13 protein-coding genes are annotated in these 16,723 nt (G+C 65.8%); 1 reads left to right on the top strand and 12 read right to left on the bottom strand.

What is annotated here, in order from left to right:
* Window positions 1-219: 219 nt before the first annotated feature.
* From AC5RWO_RS18875 to AC5RWO_RS18845, 7 genes are all read right to left on the bottom strand, one after another.
* Window positions 220-1,674 carry an MFS transporter gene (locus tag AC5RWO_RS18875; RefSeq protein WP_498733080.1) on the bottom strand — a complete coding sequence of 485 codons (1,455 nt, stop codon included), beginning with the start codon at window positions 1,672-1,674 and terminating at the stop codon, window positions 220-222.
* On the bottom strand, window positions 1,671-2,960 hold the full coding sequence (locus AC5RWO_RS18870; RefSeq protein WP_498733078.1) for a M20 family metallopeptidase: 1,290 nt from the start codon (window positions 2,958-2,960) through the stop codon (window positions 1,671-1,673). Before AC5RWO_RS18870 ends, AC5RWO_RS18875 begins: the two co-directional genes overlap by 4 nt.
* On the bottom strand, window positions 2,961-4,205 hold the full coding sequence (locus AC5RWO_RS18865) for an aminotransferase-like domain-containing protein (RefSeq protein ID WP_498733076.1): 1,245 nt from the start codon (window positions 4,203-4,205) through the stop codon (window positions 2,961-2,963).
* Between the two features lie 11 nt (window positions 4,206-4,216).
* Window positions 4,217-5,398 carry a M24 family metallopeptidase gene (locus tag AC5RWO_RS18860; RefSeq protein ID WP_498733086.1) on the bottom strand — a complete coding sequence of 394 codons (1,182 nt, stop codon included), beginning with the start codon at window positions 5,396-5,398 and terminating at the stop codon, window positions 4,217-4,219.
* Between the two features lie 167 nt (window positions 5,399-5,565).
* Window positions 5,566-7,059: an NAD-dependent succinate-semialdehyde dehydrogenase gene (locus tag AC5RWO_RS18855; protein WP_498733074.1), complete on the bottom strand. Its 1,494-nt coding sequence runs from the start codon at window positions 7,057-7,059 to the stop codon at window positions 5,566-5,568.
* Window positions 7,056-10,205: an FAD-binding and (Fe-S)-binding domain-containing protein gene (locus tag AC5RWO_RS18850; RefSeq protein ID WP_498733073.1), complete on the bottom strand. Its 3,150-nt coding sequence runs from the start codon at window positions 10,203-10,205 to the stop codon at window positions 7,056-7,058. Before AC5RWO_RS18850 ends, AC5RWO_RS18855 begins: the two co-directional genes overlap by 4 nt.
* A gap of 7 nt (window positions 10,206-10,212) precedes the next feature.
* Window positions 10,213-11,496, bottom strand: coding sequence for an aspartate aminotransferase family protein (locus AC5RWO_RS18845; RefSeq protein WP_498733071.1), 1,284 nt, complete (start codon window positions 11,494-11,496; stop codon window positions 10,213-10,215).
* 65 nt (window positions 11,497-11,561) lie between these two features.
* Between AC5RWO_RS18845 and AC5RWO_RS18840 the strand changes: the two genes are divergently transcribed.
* Window positions 11,562-12,554, top strand: coding sequence for a D-2-hydroxyacid dehydrogenase (locus AC5RWO_RS18840; RefSeq protein WP_498733069.1), 993 nt, complete (start codon window positions 11,562-11,564; stop codon window positions 12,552-12,554).
* Between the two features lie 130 nt (window positions 12,555-12,684).
* Here the strand turns inward: AC5RWO_RS18840 and AC5RWO_RS18835 are convergent, their stop codons facing one another.
* The 5 genes from AC5RWO_RS18835 to AC5RWO_RS18815 all read right to left on the bottom strand — a co-directional run bounded on the left by AC5RWO_RS18835 (window position 12,685) and on the right by AC5RWO_RS18815 (window position 16,644).
* Window positions 12,685-13,557, bottom strand: coding sequence for a DUF2382 domain-containing protein (locus AC5RWO_RS18835; protein WP_498733067.1), 873 nt, complete (start codon window positions 13,555-13,557; stop codon window positions 12,685-12,687).
* A gap of 75 nt (window positions 13,558-13,632) precedes the next feature.
* A complete protein-coding gene (locus AC5RWO_RS18830; RefSeq protein ID WP_498733065.1) occupies window positions 13,633-14,289 on the bottom strand; it encodes a DUF3618 domain-containing protein in 657 nt (218 codons plus the stop codon).
* Complete coding sequence (locus AC5RWO_RS18825) at window positions 14,286-14,735, bottom strand: phage holin family protein (protein ID WP_498733063.1); 450 nt, start codon at window positions 14,733-14,735, stop codon at window positions 14,286-14,288. The genes AC5RWO_RS18830 and AC5RWO_RS18825 overlap by 4 nt, the downstream gene beginning before the upstream one ends.
* Entirely contained in the window at window positions 14,735-15,505 is a 771-nt protein-coding gene (locus AC5RWO_RS18820) for a hypothetical protein (protein ID WP_498733061.1), read from the bottom strand. Before AC5RWO_RS18820 ends, AC5RWO_RS18825 begins: the two co-directional genes overlap by 1 nt.
* 35 nt (window positions 15,506-15,540) lie before the next feature.
* Complete coding sequence (locus AC5RWO_RS18815) at window positions 15,541-16,644, bottom strand: YihY/virulence factor BrkB family protein (protein ID WP_498733060.1); 1,104 nt, start codon at window positions 16,642-16,644, stop codon at window positions 15,541-15,543.
* Between the last annotated feature and the right edge of the window lie 79 nt (window positions 16,645-16,723).

Here is a 16,723-nt window from a genome sequence, read left to right as displayed (position 1 = left end):
ACCGGCACTGCCCGGCACACCACCGGCAACAGAACAACCGGACGAGACACGCGAGCCGGTGTCAATCTTCGAACAGGCACTCGGCCGCATCGACTTCCTCTATTACCGCGCAGCCTAAGCCTCTCTCGTTAACGTGTTCGTTTCAGCAGCGGCAAACGCAAAGCGGGACTCCGGAACCCGGAGCCCCGCTTTGAGGTCAAGGACGTAACGAATACTCGCCTAGGCTTGGTAGCTCGCCCGACGGGCCTCGGCATCCTCGCGGTTCTGCTCAACATAAATGGGTTTCGGTGCACCCACAGATTCCGGTATCCCCGGAATCGCCTCACCACGCAAAGTGGCCTGCGAAGTTTCGCGCATGCACAGGATGCTGATGAAACCGATGAGTCCCGCTATTGCCATATACCAGCCCGGAACCAGCTGGTTGCCGGTCGTCTCGATCAACTGGTTAGCCACGGTCTGCGACGGCCCTGCGAAGAACGCAGTGGAGAAGTTGTAGCCGATGGCGAAGCCGCTGTAACGGACATAAGTCGGAAACAGCGCCGGCAGAGTTGAGGAGACAGACGAAACCAGAATCACCAACAGGATGCCAAGCACCGCCAGGCCGAGGAACTGCAGCAGCAGGCTGGGCGTGCCCAGCAGCATGATCGACGGGACGGACAGCAGCATATAGCCACCGGCTGCCACGAGTAGCAAGGGCTTTCGTCCAATGCGGTCGGACAACGCTCCCATGGGCGGGATCGCCATGAGCATCAGCGCCATGATCGCCACGAGCATCCAGTTGCCTTGCGCCGTGCTGTGTCCGAGTTGGCCGCTGAGGTACGTGGGCATGTAGCCGAGGATCAGGTAGAACGCCACGTTCAGCAGGACAACGAAACCGGCCAGGACCAGGATCTGCCGCCAGTTGTTGACCAGCACGTGCCGCAGCGGGGAACGGGTGGTCTCGGCGTGCTCGGAAGCCTCGGAGAAGACAGGGGCCTCGCCCAGTCGGGTCCGGATCCACAGGGCCGTCAGACCGAGCGGGATGGTGAGCAGGAACGGCAGGCGCCACCAACCATCCTCCATGCCTTGGTCGCCCACCAGCGTAATCAGTGTGGTGCAGACAACGGCAGCAAGCATGAAGCCCACGGTGGTTCCGAACTCCAGGAAGGAACCCAGGAAGCCGCGGCGGCGGTCCGGCGCGGACTCGGCCATGTAGACGGCAGCGCCGCCGTACTCGCCGCCGGCGGAAAAGCCTTGCACAAGGCGGCAGACGAGCAGCAGGATCGGGGCGAGAACGCCCACTGTGCTCAACGTGGGCAGCAGGCCGATGGCTCCGGTGGCCAGTGTCATCATCAGCACGGTCAGGACCATGACCTTCTGCCGGCCCACCTTGTCGCCCAGTGGCCCAAGGATGATACCGCCGAGCGGCCGGACCAGGAAGGACAGCGCCAGGGTGGCCAGCGTCAGCGTGACGCCCAGGCCGCCGTCGCCGGCTTCGGAGCCGAAGAAGTTAACGGCCATGTAGATGGTGAGGTAGCCGTAGACACCGTAGTCGAACCATTCCACGGCATTACCGAGGGCGGAACCGAGGATGGCGCGGTGGAGCGTTTTCTTGGCTTCCGGCGTCGTTGGCTCGGATCCGGGCGCGAGCTGCTGCTCCGGATGATCATTTCGTATTGGCTCGGAACGGGTCACGGTCGTTCTCCTTCTAGGAGCGAATTTTTCGAATCCGGCATGTCGTTGACCGTATGCGTTAGGGAGCGCAGGCACAACAATGCGAAAGTACGTGTGGCTGTGATAAGTTCGGCCAGCCCTACGGACTCATCAATCTGGTGGGCTTGGTCATTCAAACCGCCCGGCCCCAGCACAATGGCCGGAATACCGAAGTCCCTGACGATGAAGCCGCCGTCGCAGGCTGCAGTCCACCCGCTGATACGGGTCTCCCCACCGGCGGCCAGCACGCTGTTCACAGCGGTAGAGACCAGCGAGTGATCCTCCGGAGTCCGGAAGCCGGGCATTTGCATGGTCAGTTCGGCGTCGACGCTGATGCCGTCCGTATCGATACCGGCTTCACTGATCCGGTGCAGCAGGCTGGCCAGAATGTCCTCGGGATTATCGTCGGGCATGAGCCTGCGGTCCACGGATATGTGGCAGGACGGCGCCACCATCGAGGTGCCTTCCCCGCCTTCGACACGCCCGACATTCCAGGTGCCGCTGCCCAGCAGCGGATCCTGATACTGCTGCATCGCCTCGTGGTCTACCCTGATCAATTCACAGATCCTGGCGGCGGCGCTGATCGCGTTGCGCCCATCCGCGGGGCGGCCTGAATGCGCCGGCTTGCCGGTGATTTCAAGTTCTATGTAGCTGTCGCCGCGGCAGGCGATGACGGTTTCCATATCGGTAGGCTCGGCCACCACGCATCCGAGGTAGCTGTGCGGCAATCCACCGGCCGTCAGGGCGCGGATGCCCAGGCCGAGATCCTCTTCGTCCACGGTGCAGACCAGGGTGACAGGACCGGAAAGTACGACGCCGGAGCGCTTCAATGCGGCCATCGCACCGACAACTGCTGCCAGTCCGCCCTTCATGTCCGTGGCGCCGCGGCCGTACAACCGGCCGTCTGCTACTACGGCTTCGAAGGGCGGTCGGGACCAGCCGGGCCCGGCCGGGACGACGTCCGAGTGGCCTAGGAACATCAGGCCCGGTCCGAGTGTCGATTTCCTGTCCGGCGGAAGGAGCGTCACGAGAATGTTCGGGCGGTCCGGAGCCACAGCCTGAATATCCACCTCGAAGCCGAGGCGCGTGGCCTCGGCTTCGAGCACGGCCACCGTGGCGAGCTCGGTGCCGCCCGGGTTCTCACCGGCGGCATTAACCAGTTTTTCCGTCAAGGCGACGATCTCATCGAGCCGGATATGGTCGAGGACTTCCTGTTCGTCCCGGCTGGGTGCCTGGGCGTCCGCGTTGACGCCGAGAGCGGCCGCCATCTACCGCGCTCCGGAGGAGGCAGCCGTGCCGACGGGCAGTTCTGACCTCGCCTTGTCCATGGCCTTGGTCAGGCGTTCGATGCCAACCTCGATCCGCTCCGGCGTGCAGGACGCGAAGCAGAGCCGGAAAGCGTCCGTGAACCGTCCGGTGGGGGACAGGGCCGGGCCCGGAATGAAGGCCACGCCTTCCGCCAGGGCAATTTCGAACAGTCGTTGCGAATTGATCTTCGCGTCCTCGCCTTGCAGCGTGACCCAGAGGAAGAAGCCGCCGTCGGGGTTGGTAGTCCGCACCCGCTCGCCCAAGTGGCGGTCGATGCTGGCGAGCATGGCCTCCTTGCGGCTGTGGTACTCACGGCGGAGCCAGGTCAGGTGGTCGTCGAGACCGCCGCGCAGGATGAACTCGGCAACCAGGTGCTGGGCCGGAACATTGGTGCAGGTATCCATGGCCTGCTTCGCGTTGATGACCAGGCGCTGGAGCTCGGGATCCGTTTCCACCCAGCCCACACGCAGGCCGGGAGCCAAAATCTTCGAGAAAGTGCGCACCGAGAAGATCAGCGGGTCGTTCGGGCTGAGCTGGTTGAACGTGGGCAGGTCTTCGCCCTCGAAGCGCAGCAGTCCGTACGGGTCATCGTCGATGATGACCGAGTTCCAGCTGTGAGCGAGTTCCAGTAGCCGTTTGCGGCGGGGCAGCGACAGCGTGGTGCCGGAGGGGTTCTGGAAGTTCGGAATGGTGTAGATGGCCTTCGGCGTGCGCCCCGAGGCGGCCACCAGTGCTTCCAGCTCGTCGATGATCATGCCGTCGTCGTCGACCGGTACTTCGAGCAGCTCGGCGCCGTAGCTCATGGCCGTGGCGGAGCCGTTGGTGTAGGTGGGACTTTCCACCACCACCAGGTCGCCCGGGTCCACGAAGATCTTGCAGGCCAGGTCCAGGCCCTGCATGCCGCCCGAGGTAATGGTGATGCGCTCGCGCGCGGTGGGGTCCGCCGTCGTTGCTAGATAATCGGTCAGCGCATCGAGCAGGTGCGGTTCGCCCTCGGTGGCGCCGTAGGTGTAGGAAGTCGCGTCGTAGACGGCCGCGGGAACGCTGTTGAACAGCTCCACGGGCACGGCTTCTTCCGCCGGCGCACCCATGGCGAACCGGACGATGTCGTGTGTCTGCTTGGCCAGCAGCGAGGTGCTGGAATCGATGACCGATCCGACGAGGTGGCCGGCCCGTTCGGCGAGGGGGAGATCCCGGAATGACATAAGAGAGTTTCCTAGCTGTTGATGGGAAGCAGGCCGCGCTTGTAGGTGGTGAACGTCTCCACCCCGGTAGCGGTTACGCGGATGGATTCGGAGAGGCCGTAGCCATAGTTGTCCATCCACATGCCGCAGATCAGGTGGAAGGTCATGTTTTCGGCGAGGACGGATTCTTCTTCGCTGCGGATGCTGATGGTCCGCTCTCCCCAGTCCGGCGGGAAGCCGACGCCGATCGAGTAGCCCAGCCGCGAGTCCTTCTCGTAGCCGTACTCGAAGATGGTGCGGTTCCAGACGGCCGCGACCTCGCGCACGGGAACGCCGGCGCGGATGACGTCGAGCATGGCGTTCAGGCCCTCGCCGGTGGCATCGGCGAGGCGGCTGAGCTCGGCGGAGGGCTGGCCGAGCGAGAAGGTGCGGTTCAGCGGCACATGATAGCGCTGGTAGGCCCCGGCAAGTTCGACGACGACGGGCTCATCGTCCTTCAGCCGGTCCTCGCTCCAGGTTAGGTGCGGGGTGTCGGCCGATTCGCCGGTTGGCAGCAGCGGCACGATCGCCGTGTAGTCGCCGCCTAATTCCTCGGTGCCGCGGATTTGCGCCTCGGTGATGGCCGCGGCGATATCGCACTTGCGGGCACCGGGCCGGATGGCCTGTTCGGCGGCTGCCATGGCGTTGTTGGTGATCACGGCGGCCTTGTGCATCAGCTGGATTTCCGCGGGGGACTTGATCGACCGCACCCAGTTGACCAGCTCAAAGGAGTCCACCAGCGTCCACTCGGGAATGGCGTTGACCAGCGCGCGGTAGGCCTTCGGCGCGAAGAAGTGGGAGTCCATTTCAAGCCCCACGCAGCCCTTGGCGGCCGGGGCAATCAGGTGGCGTTCGCGCAAGGCGAAGGCTACCCAATCGAAGGGGTGGATGTGCGGGCGGTGCACGTAGCTCTCCGGATAGCCGACGATGCACTCGGGCGGCAGCCACGAGGTGCGGAAGGCTCCGCTGGCGTCCATCTGCCGGCTGAAGAGGATCATGTCGCCCTCGGCCGGCACGAAGACCAACTGAGGGGTGTAGAAGGACCAGGCGTTGTAGCCCGTCAGGTAGTAGATGTTCGCCGGGTCAGTCACGAGCAGGGCGCTCAGGCCCTGCTCAGCCATGCGCAGCCGGGCTGCTGCGAGGCGTGCCGCATACTCTTCGGCGGTGAAGAGCATGCGGGCCGTGCCGTTTACGTTCAACTGAAGCTCCTTGCAAGCGTGGGTGGTCCACGTCACAGTAATTAGTAGATTGTCAACAATATACAAGGAGTAGCGGCCGGGTACAAGGGGTTTGGACCCATTGGCCCCGGCCGGCTACTCCGCGAAGCGGAGCTGCGGAAAAATCAGCTCTTTGGTACTGCCATGTACTTGTATTCGAGGAACTCCTCGATGCCCACGCGGCCGCCCTCGCGCCCCAGCCCGGAGGCCTTCACGCCGCCGAATGGAGCCGCCGGATTGGAGACAATGCCGGTGTTCAGCCCGACCATCCCGACCTCCAGCGCGTCGCCCATCCGGAAGCCGCGGTCCACGTCCTGCGTGAAGACGTAGCCCACCAGGCCCCAAGGAGTGTCGTTGGCCATCTGCGTGACCTCTTCCTCGGTGTCGAAGGGCACCACGGGCGCCACCGGGCCGAAAATCTCCTGGCTCATCAGGTCCGAGGCCGGGCTGACGTCGGAGAGCACGGTGGGCGTGTAGAAGTAGCCCGGGCGCTCGGGCCGGGAGCCGCCGCAGACCACCGTGGCGCCCTTGGCAACGGCATCGTCCACCAGTTCCTGGACCTTGACCAGAGCCTTCTCTTCCACCAGGGGTCCGACGTCGGTGCCAGACTCTGCGCCGTCGCCCACGGCGAGTGCGCCAAGACGGGCGGCGAGCCGGCGTGCGAACTCGTCGGCGACGGAACGCTGGACAAACATCCGGTTGGCCGCGGTGCAGGCCTCGCCCATGTTGCGCATCTTCGCAGCGACAGCGCCCTCGACCGCGCGGTCCAGGTCCGCGTCCTCGAAGACGATGAACGGTGCGTTGCCGCCGAGCTCCATGGAGGAACGCATGACGTGCTCGGAGGCCTGCTGCAGCAGCTTCACACCCACCTCGGTGGAACCAGTGAAGGAGACCTTGCGGGCGATGCCGCTGGCCATCCAGGGGGAGACCACCGAGGAAGCCTTGGTGGTGCAGACAACGTTGACCACGCCCTTGGGCAGCCCGGCCTCGACCAGGATGTCCACCAGTGCCAGCGAGGACAGCGGGGTCAGGTTGGCCGGTTTGAACACCATGGTGCAGCCGGCGGCGATGGCGGGGCCGATCTTGCGGGTGCCCATGGCCAGCGGGAAGTTCCACGGGGTAACCAGCACGCACGGGCCCACCGGTTCCTTGGAAACCAAGATCCGGTTCTTGCCGTCGCCGGTGGTGGTGACGTCGCCGCCGATCCGGACGGCCTCTTCTGAGAACCAGCGGAAGAACTCGGCTGCGTAGGCAACCTCGCCCTTGGCCTCGGCGAGGGGCTTGCCCATTTCGGTGGTCATGATCAGGGCCAGTTCGTCCTGCCGGGCCATGATCAGGTCATAGGCGCGTCGCAGGATTTCGCTGCGCTCACGCGGGGAGGTTTTCGCCCACTGCTTCTGCACGCGGCCGGCGGTTTCGATGGCCCGCTGGGCATCTTCCGGGCCGCCGTCGGCGACGGTGGCGATGACTTCTTCCGTGGCGGGATTGACGACGTTGAAGCGGGCGCCGGAGGCGGATTCAGTCCATTCGCCGTCGATAAATACGCCCGTGCTTACGCGGGAAACGGCGTCGCGCGCCTGCTGGGAGGTGCGGCCGGGGGAAGTGGTCTCAGTGGTCATGGGAGGTCCTTTTTGTTGATTGGTTCAGAGTCGAGGTCGGTAGTGGGATCGGTCTTGGGGCCGGTGGACGGCTTGCCGGGGTCCAGGAGCTGCGCCAGATGGCGCCCGGGTCTGGACTTGTCGAGCTGGTTGACCTGCATGGCGCAGGAGAAGCCGTCGGTAAGTACTACGGTTTCCGCGTCGGTGTTTCGCAGTGCCGGGGCCAGCGAATGCTCGGCGACCTGCATGCTCACGTCGTAGTGTTCTTTTTCGAAGCCGAAGTTGCCGGCCACGCCGCAGCAGCCGGAGGCATCGGTTACCCCGGTAACGCCGACGGCGGCCAGCGCCCGGCGCTGGGTCCCGGCGCCGAAGACGGAGTATTCGTGGCAGTGCGTCTGCAGCACCACTTCCGCCGGCAGGTCCCGGGCCGGTGCAGGCAGCGAACCGGCATCGGCGAGCTCGTTGACGTGCGCGGCGAAACTGCGCACCCGGGCCGCCACCCGGCGGGCCTGCTCGGTGTGCACTAGCTCCGGCAGATCCTTGTGCAGGGCCGCGGCACAGCTGGGTTCGACGACGACGATCGGCCGGTCCGTGCCGTCGTCGAGCGCTTCGGCAGCCTTGCCCAACAGCTTCTTGGCGGTATCCAGTTGTCCGGTGGAAATCCAAGTCAGCCCGCAGCAGGCGTCCGCCGAGCACTCGGTGCGTTCCCCGGCGCCGGTCAGCACCCGTGCTGCGGCGCCGGCTACTTCGGGACGGAAGCCGCGGGTAAAGGTATCGACGAAAAGCACGACGCCGGACTCGGCCTCCGCAACCTGACGGTCATCCGTCGCCGAACCCGCTGAAGCCGCAGTAACGGACGAGCGGCGCCGCGCACCGCCGTCGTAATTCCACGGAGGAAGGACGCCGGCGGCGGCAACTTCGCGCTGCCAGTCGAGCACACCGGCGAACTTCGGCAGGGCGCGGCGGGTGGTGAGCCCGCCCAGCGCCGCGGCCAGTTTGCCCAGCGGAGTGGCCAGCACTATGTTGACCAGCGGCGCAATGCGGCCGGTGATTTTGAGCCAGCGCGGCAGCCAGCCGAGCGAGAAGTGCGAGAGCGGGCGCAGCCGCCCCTTGTAGTAGTGGTCGAAAAACTCGGACTTGTAGGTGGCCATGTCCACGCCGACAGGGCAGTCGCTGGAGCAGGCCTTGCAGGACAGGCACAGGTCGAGGACCTCGCGGACCTCCTCGGACTTCCAGCCTTCCTCAACGGTGCGGGCGCCGCGGACCATGTCCTGCAGGACGCGGGCGCGGCCGCGGGTGGAGTCCTTCTCGTCCCGGGTAGCGCGGTAGCTCGGGCACATGACGCCGCCGGTATCGGTGCGGCACTTGCCCACGCCGATGCAGCCCTGGACCGCGTGCACCCAAGGGTCGGTGCCGCTGCCGCCGGCGTCGGACGGGCTGTCGGTCTCGGCCGTTGAGCCGCCGCCGCTGCCGATCGGGCGCAGGTCGAAGCTGGTGCGCCACTGCCGCTGCGGCACGCCCTCGAGGGCGAGGTGCTCATGGATCGGGTCCGGGTCCGTCAGCGATCCCGGGTTGAGGATGCCTACCGGGTCCCAGATCCGCCGGTACGCGCTGAACGCGTCGAGCATGCGCGGCGAGTACATCACCGGGAGCAGCTGCGAACGCGCGCGGCCGTCGCCGTGCTCGCCCGAGAGCGAGCCGCCGTGCAGGACCACCAGTTCGGCAGCCCTGCGCGAGAAGCGGCGGAAGACCTCCCGGCCTTCCTCAGTGCGCAGATCGTAGGTGATGCGGATGTGCATGCAGCCGGCGCCGAAGTGCCCGTACATCACGCCCTGCAGACCGAACTCGGCCAGCAGTTCGCGGAAATCCGCCAGGTAGTCGGCAAGTTTCAAGGGCGCGACGGCGGAATCTTCCCAGCCGGGCCAGGATTCGCCGCCGGTGGAGAGCCGGGAGGAGAGACCGGCGCCGTCCTCGCGGACACGCCAGAGCGAAGCGCGTGCCGTGGTGTCGGGGACCGCGCGGCCGTCAACCAGGCGGCCGTTCTCCTTGAGCCGGGCCAGCAGCCGGTCCGCTTCCGCGACGACCTCGTCCGGATCTTCGCCGTCCAGGTCCACGTACAGCCAGGCCTTGCCGTCGGGCAGCCCGAGGACGGCGTCTTCGCCGCGGCGGAATCGCATAGTGTCGACGATGGCCTCGTCAATACCCTCCACCGCCGCGGGGGAAAACTCAAGAATCGTTTCCAGATCACGGGCTGCCTCGACCACGTCGGCATACCCGAGGCAGACCAGCAGTGCGCTCGCCGGCTTGGGCACCAGCTTCATCCGCGCCCGGGTCACGATGGCGCAGGTGCCCTCGGAACCGACCAGCGCGCGGGCGACGCTGAAGCCGTTTTCGGGCAGCAGGTTGGCCAGGTGGTAGCCGGAGACCTGGCGCTGGATCCGGCCGAGCTCCATGCGGAAGTCGGCCAGATGGCTGTGCGCGAGCTCCTGCAGTGAACTGGTGAGTGCGGCGGCTCGGGCCGCCGAGGCCTTGTCCGAGGGATCTGTGGCGCGCAGCCCGGTGGCAGTGGCGGTGAGCCGAGCGCCGTCGGAAGTAACGACGTCGAGCTCCACCACGTGGTCAGAGGTCCGCCCGTAGCGTACGGAGTGGTTTCCGCAGGCATCGTTGCCCAGCGCCCCGCCCACGGTGGCGCGGGTTTTCGACGACGGGTCCGGGGCAAACGTGAATTTGCCGCCCGTGGCCTTCTCCACTTCGCGGGAGAGGACGGCGAGCACCACGCCGGGATCGACGTCGACGGTGCCCGCGGCCTCGTCAATGGTGTGGATCCGGTTCATGTGGCGGGAGAAGTCCAGCACCACGCCGGGGCCGATGGCGTTGCCTGCCATCGAGGTTCCCCCGCCGCGCCCGATCAGCGGCGTGCCGGTTTCCCGGCACGCGGCCACCACGGCGGCGACGTCGTCCGCACTGTGCGGGAACACCACGGCCAGCGGAGGTACGCGGTAGTTGGACGCGTCATAGGAGTACTCGGCGAGCCGGCGCGGCGAACTGTCCGCGGCCACGCCGGCCGCGGCGAGGCGCGCCAGCACCGCCGGCTGCCGGTCCGGCGCCGGAATGCCGGGCAGGCGGGCGCCCGCCTGCCCGGTTGCGGGAAGAACTGCTTCGGTCATCGGGGGATCAGGCTCCGGTTCCTGCTCCGGCGGGAACGGCACCGACGACGGCGCCCACGGCGGCCTCGAAGCGCTCCAGGCCGGTGCTGATTTCGTCGGCGGTGACTACGAGGGCGGGGATCAGCCGGACCACGTTGCCGGCCGGGCCGCAGGTCAGGGACAGCAGGCCCTGGGCGGTGGTGGCTTGCTGGACCGCGGCGGCGGTCTTGGCGTCCGGGGTGCCGTCTTCGGCGGTGAACTCGATGCCCTGCATCAGTCCCAGGCCGCGGACATTGCCGATCACCGGGAAGCGGTTCTGGATCTCCTTCAGGCCGGCCTGCAGTTGCTCGCCGCGGATGCGGGAGTTCTCCACCAGGCCTTCCTCTTCGACCACCTCAAGGGTGGCGACACCGGCCGCGGCGGAAACGGCGTTACCGCCGTAGGTGCCGCCCTGCGAGCCCGGCCAGGCCTTGGACATGGTCTCGGTGGACGCCGCGATGGCGGAGATCGGGAAGCCCGAGGCGATGCCCTTGGCTGTGATGAGGATGTCCGGGGTTGCGGTGGAGTACTGGTGGCCCCAGAACTTGCCCATCCGGCCCACGCCCGCCTGCACCTCGTCGAAGATCAGCTGGATGCCGTGCCGGTCGGCGCGCTCGCGCAGGCCCTCCATGAAGGCAGGGGGAGTGGGCAGGTAGCCGCCGTCGCCGAGTGCCGGTTCGATCAGGAACGCGGCGGTGTCATTGGGGGCGGTGCGGGTCTGCAGCAGGTAGTCGAGTTCCTGCAGCGCGAAGGCGACGGCGGTGGCTTCGTCCCAGCCGTAGCGGTAGGCGTAGGGGAAGGCTGACATATGGACGCCGGCCATCAGCGGCGCGAAGCCGGCGGAGAACTTGGTGCCGGCCGTGGTCAGCGAGGCGGCGGCGACGGTGCGGCCGTGGAAGCCGCCTTGGAAGACCACGATGTTGGGCCGGCCGGTGGCCATGCGGGCCAGCCGGATGGCGGCCTCGACGGCTTCGGAACCGGAGTTTGCATAGAACACCGAGTCCAGCCCCGCGGGGAGGACTTCGCCGAGCTTTTCGGTCAGCGCCAGCAGCGGCTTGTGCATCACGGTGGTGTACTGGGCGTGGATGATCTTGCCGACCTGTTCGCGCGCGGCTGCCACTACCTTCGGGTGGCAGTGGCCGGTGCTGGTCACGCCGATGCCGGTGGTGAAGTCCAGGTAGTCCTTGCCGTCGGTGGCATGGATCCACGAGCCGAGGGCGTGGTCGACGACGATGGGCGTTGCTTGCTTGAGCGCGGGGCTAAGTGAGGTCATGCCACCTATGTTGCAGGTCACACCTGTTTATTGTCAACAATCCTCTAATCGCGTAGCGTGGAGGCGTGACTTACCGTGATTCCAGCTCCCGCCCCCGCGTTGTCATTCTGACTGCGGAGGGCCAGCCCCGCCCCTACAATCTTGACGAGATCAAGGCGCGTGCCGACGTCGTCATTACCGACGCGGCCGGTCTGCCGGAAGCCGCCCGCGGCGCCGACGTATTGTTCCTCTGGGACTTCTTCTCCGCGGCGCTGGGCGAGGCCTGGCCGAATGCGGACGCGCTGAAGTGGGTGCACGTGGCGGCGGCCGGAGTGGACGCCATGATGTTCGACGAACTGCGGGCCTCCGAGGTGCTGGTCACCAACGCCCACGGCACGTTCGACCGGCCCATTGCCGAGTTCGCGCTGGCCTCCATCCTCGCCCACGACAAGCAGCTGCACCTGAGCAAGCGCTTGCAGCAGGAATCCGTCTGGCAGCACCGCGAGCTCACCCCGACCGGCGGTTCGCGCGCGCTGGTAGTGGGCACCGGCGGGATCGGCCGTGCCACCGCCCGGTTGCTGCGCGCCGTCGGCCTTGAGGTCCGCGGCGTGGGCAGGACCGCAAGGGATAACGACGGCGACTTCGGCACCGTAGTGCCGAGCGCGGACCTGGCCGAACATGCCAGCTGGGCGGATCATGTGGTGCTGATCGCGCCGCTGACCGAACAGACCCGCCACATGATGAACGCCAAAGTCCTCGCGGCGATGAAGCCCAGCGCGCATCTGGTCAACGTCGGGCGCGGTGCGCTGGTGGATGAGGCGGCACTGGTCGAGGCGTTGCGCGAGGGGAAGATTGCTGCCGCTTCGCTGGACGTGTTCGAGGAAGAGCCGCTGCCGGCCGAGCACCCGTTCTGGCAGATGGAGAATGTCCACATTTCGGCGCACATGTGCGGGGATGTGATCGGCTGGCGCGAGGCACTGGCCGACCAGTTCCTGCAGAACCTGACCCGTTGGACCACCGGGGAACCGCTGGCCAACCTGGTGGATAAGGATCGCGGCTACGTCAGCTCGAGCAGCTGACGCCGGAACTGGGCGGAGCAGACGTCGCAGGCCGACAACGTCGGTACGTTGCACACACGCCGGTACGGACGGCCGGGTATGTCCCTGCCGTCCGCACCGGTTACCGCGTTGAACTACTGGTCAGCCGCCCTCAGCGGAGCCGGTCGTCATCACCGTCGGTCTCGATCTGTTCCTTGCGGACTTCCTCGCTGACCGTTTCGTGATCCGTGACCGTCTCCTTGTCGAGGCGGACCCGCTCAACGGGCACCGTTTCCTTCTCGACAACGGGACGTTCCTCGCGCAGGACTACCTCGTGCTCTTCCTCGCTGAGGTCCGGCCCGGCCAGGGCGTCGCCGGCGTTCGCGTCCGTGATGGGCTCGCGCTCCACGCGGACTTCTTCCCGGCTGACCGGCACCGTGTGCGTCACGTTCTCGGTGACGATGTACTTGCGCAGCCGGGCACGGCCGGTCTCACGGCTTTCGGTGCCGACTCGGAGCTGCTCCTCGGAGCGAGTCATGGCGTCGTCGGTAGTCGGACCCGACGTGTCATGCCCGACCGCGCCGCGCGAGCCCGCTGCGTCGTCGTAATCTCCTGTTCCAGCAGGCCGCGTGCCGGCATCGGTTCCGGTGGTGCCGGTGTAGCTGTCGGCGCCCACGCCCGTGCCAACGCCCGTGCCAACGCCTGCGGGTCCGGTGTAGGCACCGTTTGCCCCGAGGCCGTAGTGCTCGAAGAGGCGGTCCTCTTCGGTCTCACTGAGGTGCCCGTCCGGATCCACGCGCGGGGCGTCCTTGACCTGGTCCTTCGTGTAGGGGACACGGATGTCGTCGCCGTCTACCGTCGCCTCGGCCAGGGGGACGAAGGACTCCGACGTGCCGAACAGGCCCGTTTTGACGGTCGCCCAGCTCGGATCTTCGGTCCTGTCATCCAGGTATAGCTGCCCGATGGAACCGATCTTGTTCCCCGCGGAATCAAGCACGTTGGATCCGTTGCCGGCCAGTCGGTCAATGTTTTCTTTGGTGATCATGTCATTTCCTTTGTTTCCGCCGGGCACAGTTGTCCTGTGCCCGGATCTATGGGCGGTTTGTTGGGAGATGCCTGCTTAGAATCCCGTTGGACGGCTGGCATCCGCGGTGGTCGCGGAGCCCGAATGGGTGTCCTGGACGTTGGACTTGGCATCCTGGGCGCGCTCCTTGACATCCGTTGCAGCGCTCGCGCCCTCTTCCTTCACCCTGCCGGCAGCATCCTGCGCCGAGCTTTTGACCGACTCCATGGCTTCCTGGGCCGGGCCTTTCATATCCTGCGCTACCTGCTTGGCAACGTCGGTGAGCTCGGTTTTCAACGGTTCTGCCTTTTCCTTCATGGCAGTTGCTGCTTGCTGCTCCTTCTGGCTGGCGGGTATCAGGGAGGAGACCAGCATGCCGGCACCGAAGGCGATGAGGCCTGCAGCCATCGGGTTGCCACGTGTCTTTTCGGCGAGCTGATGCGGAGCGTTCTGGACCGTTTCGCCGGCATGCTGGGCAGTATGGGAAACAGATTCTCCGGCCTGGTGCATTCCGGATTTTGCCGAACCGGTGGTGTTGTCGGCCGCGCCCATGACGCTGGTTTTGACCTGGCTCAACTTGTCCCGGACTTTCTGGCCTTGCCGGTGCGCGATGCTGGAAGGGGTGACCTTCTCCGCCAGCGCATCGACGTCGGAGCTAAGTTCTGCACGGGTCCGTTCAATATCTTCGCGGATTTCTTCCGGTGACTGGCTCATGGGGTCTCCTCACCTGGTTTCAACGTCGGGGGAATTTCCTTGATGGTTTCAGCGGTCTGCGGCATGCCGCGGACGGTCTTCATTTCCTTCTTGCCCTTGGCGGCAAGAACGGCCGCAATAATCGCCCAGATCACCGCGACGATCACGGCCGACCAGGCCAGGCCGATCCAGGTGCTAAGGGCAAACATCAGAGCGAGGGAGAGGAAGACCAGGACAAAGTGCCCGGCCACGCCTGCGCCGGCGAACATGCCTGCGCCCTTTCCCGCCTTGGTTCCTGATTCCTTGAGTTCGGCTTTGGCCAGCTCGACTTCCTGGCGCATGAGTGTCGAAACGTCGCGGCTGACTTCGCTCAGGATGTCGCCCAGGGACGAGTTCTGAGCCCTCATCTCCGCTTCGCTGGGCGGAATCTCGTAGGCGTGGGAGCCGGTGGAGTTCGGCTGTGTCATTAGAGCGCGTACCTCCGTTCAGGATCGGTAGATACCGGCGGGGTCCCGGGAGGAAGAGTGGGCTCCGACTCCCAAGGATCGCTGAAGGGATCTCCCGTAACTGTTGCCGGAGTGCCGGTGGTGCCGACTGTGGGCTCGGCTGCCGGCGGGGCGGGCGTGGTCCTCGGGCTCGAGGCGGCAGTCCCTGCTCGCGGGCTGGACTGCGAGTTCGAATGTGCCCCGGTGATGCCACGGGTCAGCCGGCCTGCCAGCAGGCCTGCCCCAGCGGCGATCGCCAGAAATGCGCCGGGACGCTTGCGGGCAAAACCCGTGACTTCCTGAAGCAGCGACCCCGGGTCGCGCGCTTCGAACCAGCCCGCCACATCGCCTGTCCTCCGGGCTGCCTGGTCAACCAGGTTGGCCGCCGCGCCTGAATTCTCCGATGCCTGCGACATGGAGCGCAGTTCTTCGCTCAGGGACCGTAGTCCGTCGGCAACCCTCTGCTGCTGGGTTCCGGCCTGGTCCTTCAGGTTCGAGCCCAGTTCGCTCACCAGGTTCTTGGCATGGGTGCCGGCCTCCTGGGCCACGGCTTTGGTTTCTTCAACCGCGGTGCCTGCAACCTGCTTACCGGCGCTGGCCCCCTCTTTGGTGACGTTCTTCGCTTCGTCTTTGGCCGCCGTCGTTGTGGATGAACTGCCGGTTGATGTGTGGCCGGTGGCCGTTTGGCTGTTCTGAATCGCGAGATTCTCTGTGCCGGGCGCCGCCGGTTCCTGCCAGTTCTGCGTTGTCATAGTTGTTACTCCAATGCTTGATGAACTAGTTGCCGTCAGTCCCGATCAGGACTCTTGCCGTGCCGTTCTCGGAGTTCACGTCCGTCGTTGATGTCCTCCTTTTCCTTTTCGAGTTTCTTATCACTCGCCTTGGTATCCCGAGGCGGCAGCTTGATGGTGTCCTCGGCCTCGATGCCACCCTGGAGTTGTCGTCCGCGCTCCATCTCGGCGTCGAACTCGGCTCCGAAGAGCAGGGAAATGTTGGCAATCCAGATCCAGAGCAGCAGCACGATCATGCCGCCGATGGCACCGTAGGTCTTGTTGTAGTTGCCGAAGTTGGACACGTAGAAGAAGAAGCCAAGGGAGGCGAGCGCCAGGACGAGCAGGGCGATGAAGGCACCCACGCTCATCCAGCGGAACTTGGGCTGCTTCACGTTCGGCGTCGCGTAATACAGGACGGCGATGATAAGGATCGCGAAGATCACCAGGACGGGCCACTTGGCAATGTTCCACACCGTTACGGCTGTCTCTCCCAGCCCGACGGCGTCGCCGATGGCCTGGGCCACGGGGCCGGAGACGACCAGCAGCACTGCCATCACAACGGCCAGGAGCAGCATGACGAGAGTGATGACAAGCATGACCGGGCGGAGCTTGTAGAAAGGCCGGCCCTCTTCGACTTCATAGATCCGGTTCATGGCTCGGCTGAAAGCGCCCACGTAGCCGGAGGCGGACCAGAGCGCACCGGCAAGACCGGCGATCAGGGCTAAGCCTGCAGCCGGCGCGCTGGCCAGTTGCTGGATTGGCTGCCGCAGCGTCTGAACGACTTCCGGGCTCGCGACGCCTTCCACGATTTGCAGCAGGGTCTGCGTGGTCTGCTCGGCCTGTCCAATCACGCCCAGCAGGGACACCATGGCCAGCAGGGCGGGGAACAGCGAAAGCACACCGAAGTAAGTCAGGGCCGCTGCGAGGTCGGTGCACTTGTCCTTGGAAAACTCGCGGACGGTCCGCTTGAGAATGTATTTCCAGTTCGGTTTCCGCACGTCGGTGGGACTATCCGGCTTACGGGAATGGTCAGGAGCAGGGGCATTGCGGCTTTTGCCCGCGCTGTTTGCGCGCTCCGTTGTGGTCGCGCCGCTTGAAGGCACATCGTTCTTGGACATTGGTACCTCCAGTCGTGTGCACCGACATAGGAACGGCGATGTGGGAACGTCCTTGTCGAGACGCTTCGGAGCTTCGTCC

Source organism: Arthrobacter sp. B055-34, from assembly GCF_059090425.1.
This window is presented reverse-complemented; position numbering and strand designations above follow the sequence as displayed.

Bases quoted from the DNA above. Each gene is read 5' to 3' on its own strand.
- AC5RWO_RS18820 (WP_498733061.1), bottom strand. From the start codon at position 15,505: ATGACAACGCAGAACTGGCAGGAACCGGCGGCGCCCGGCACAGAGAAT.
- AC5RWO_RS18815 (WP_498733060.1), bottom strand. From the start codon at position 16,644: ATGTCCAAGAACGATGTGCCTTCAAGCGGCGCGACCACAACGGAGCGC.
- AC5RWO_RS18825 (WP_498733063.1), bottom strand. From the start codon at position 14,735: ATGACACAGCCGAACTCCACCGGCTCCCACGCCTACGAGATTCCGCCC.
- AC5RWO_RS18870 (WP_498733078.1), bottom strand. From the start codon at position 2,960: ATGGCGGCCGCTCTCGGCGTCAACGCGGACGCCCAGGCACCCAGCCGG.
- AC5RWO_RS18865 (WP_498733076.1), bottom strand. From the start codon at position 4,205: ATGTCATTCCGGGATCTCCCCCTCGCCGAACGGGCCGGCCACCTCGTC.
- AC5RWO_RS18860 (WP_498733086.1), bottom strand. From the start codon at position 5,398: ATGCTCTTCACCGCCGAAGAGTATGCGGCACGCCTCGCAGCAGCCCGG.
- AC5RWO_RS18855 (WP_498733074.1), bottom strand. From the start codon at position 7,059: ATGACCACTGAGACCACTTCCCCCGGCCGCACCTCCCAGCAGGCGCGC.
- AC5RWO_RS18850 (WP_498733073.1), bottom strand. From the start codon at position 10,205: ATGACCGAAGCAGTTCTTCCCGCAACCGGGCAGGCGGGCGCCCGCCTG.
- AC5RWO_RS18835 (WP_498733067.1), bottom strand. From the start codon at position 13,557: ATGATCACCAAAGAAAACATTGACCGACTGGCCGGCAACGGATCCAAC.
- AC5RWO_RS18830 (WP_498733065.1), bottom strand. From the start codon at position 14,289: ATGAGCCAGTCACCGGAAGAAATCCGCGAAGATATTGAACGGACCCGT.
- AC5RWO_RS18845 (WP_498733071.1), bottom strand. From the start codon at position 11,496: ATGACCTCACTTAGCCCCGCGCTCAAGCAAGCAACGCCCATCGTCGTC.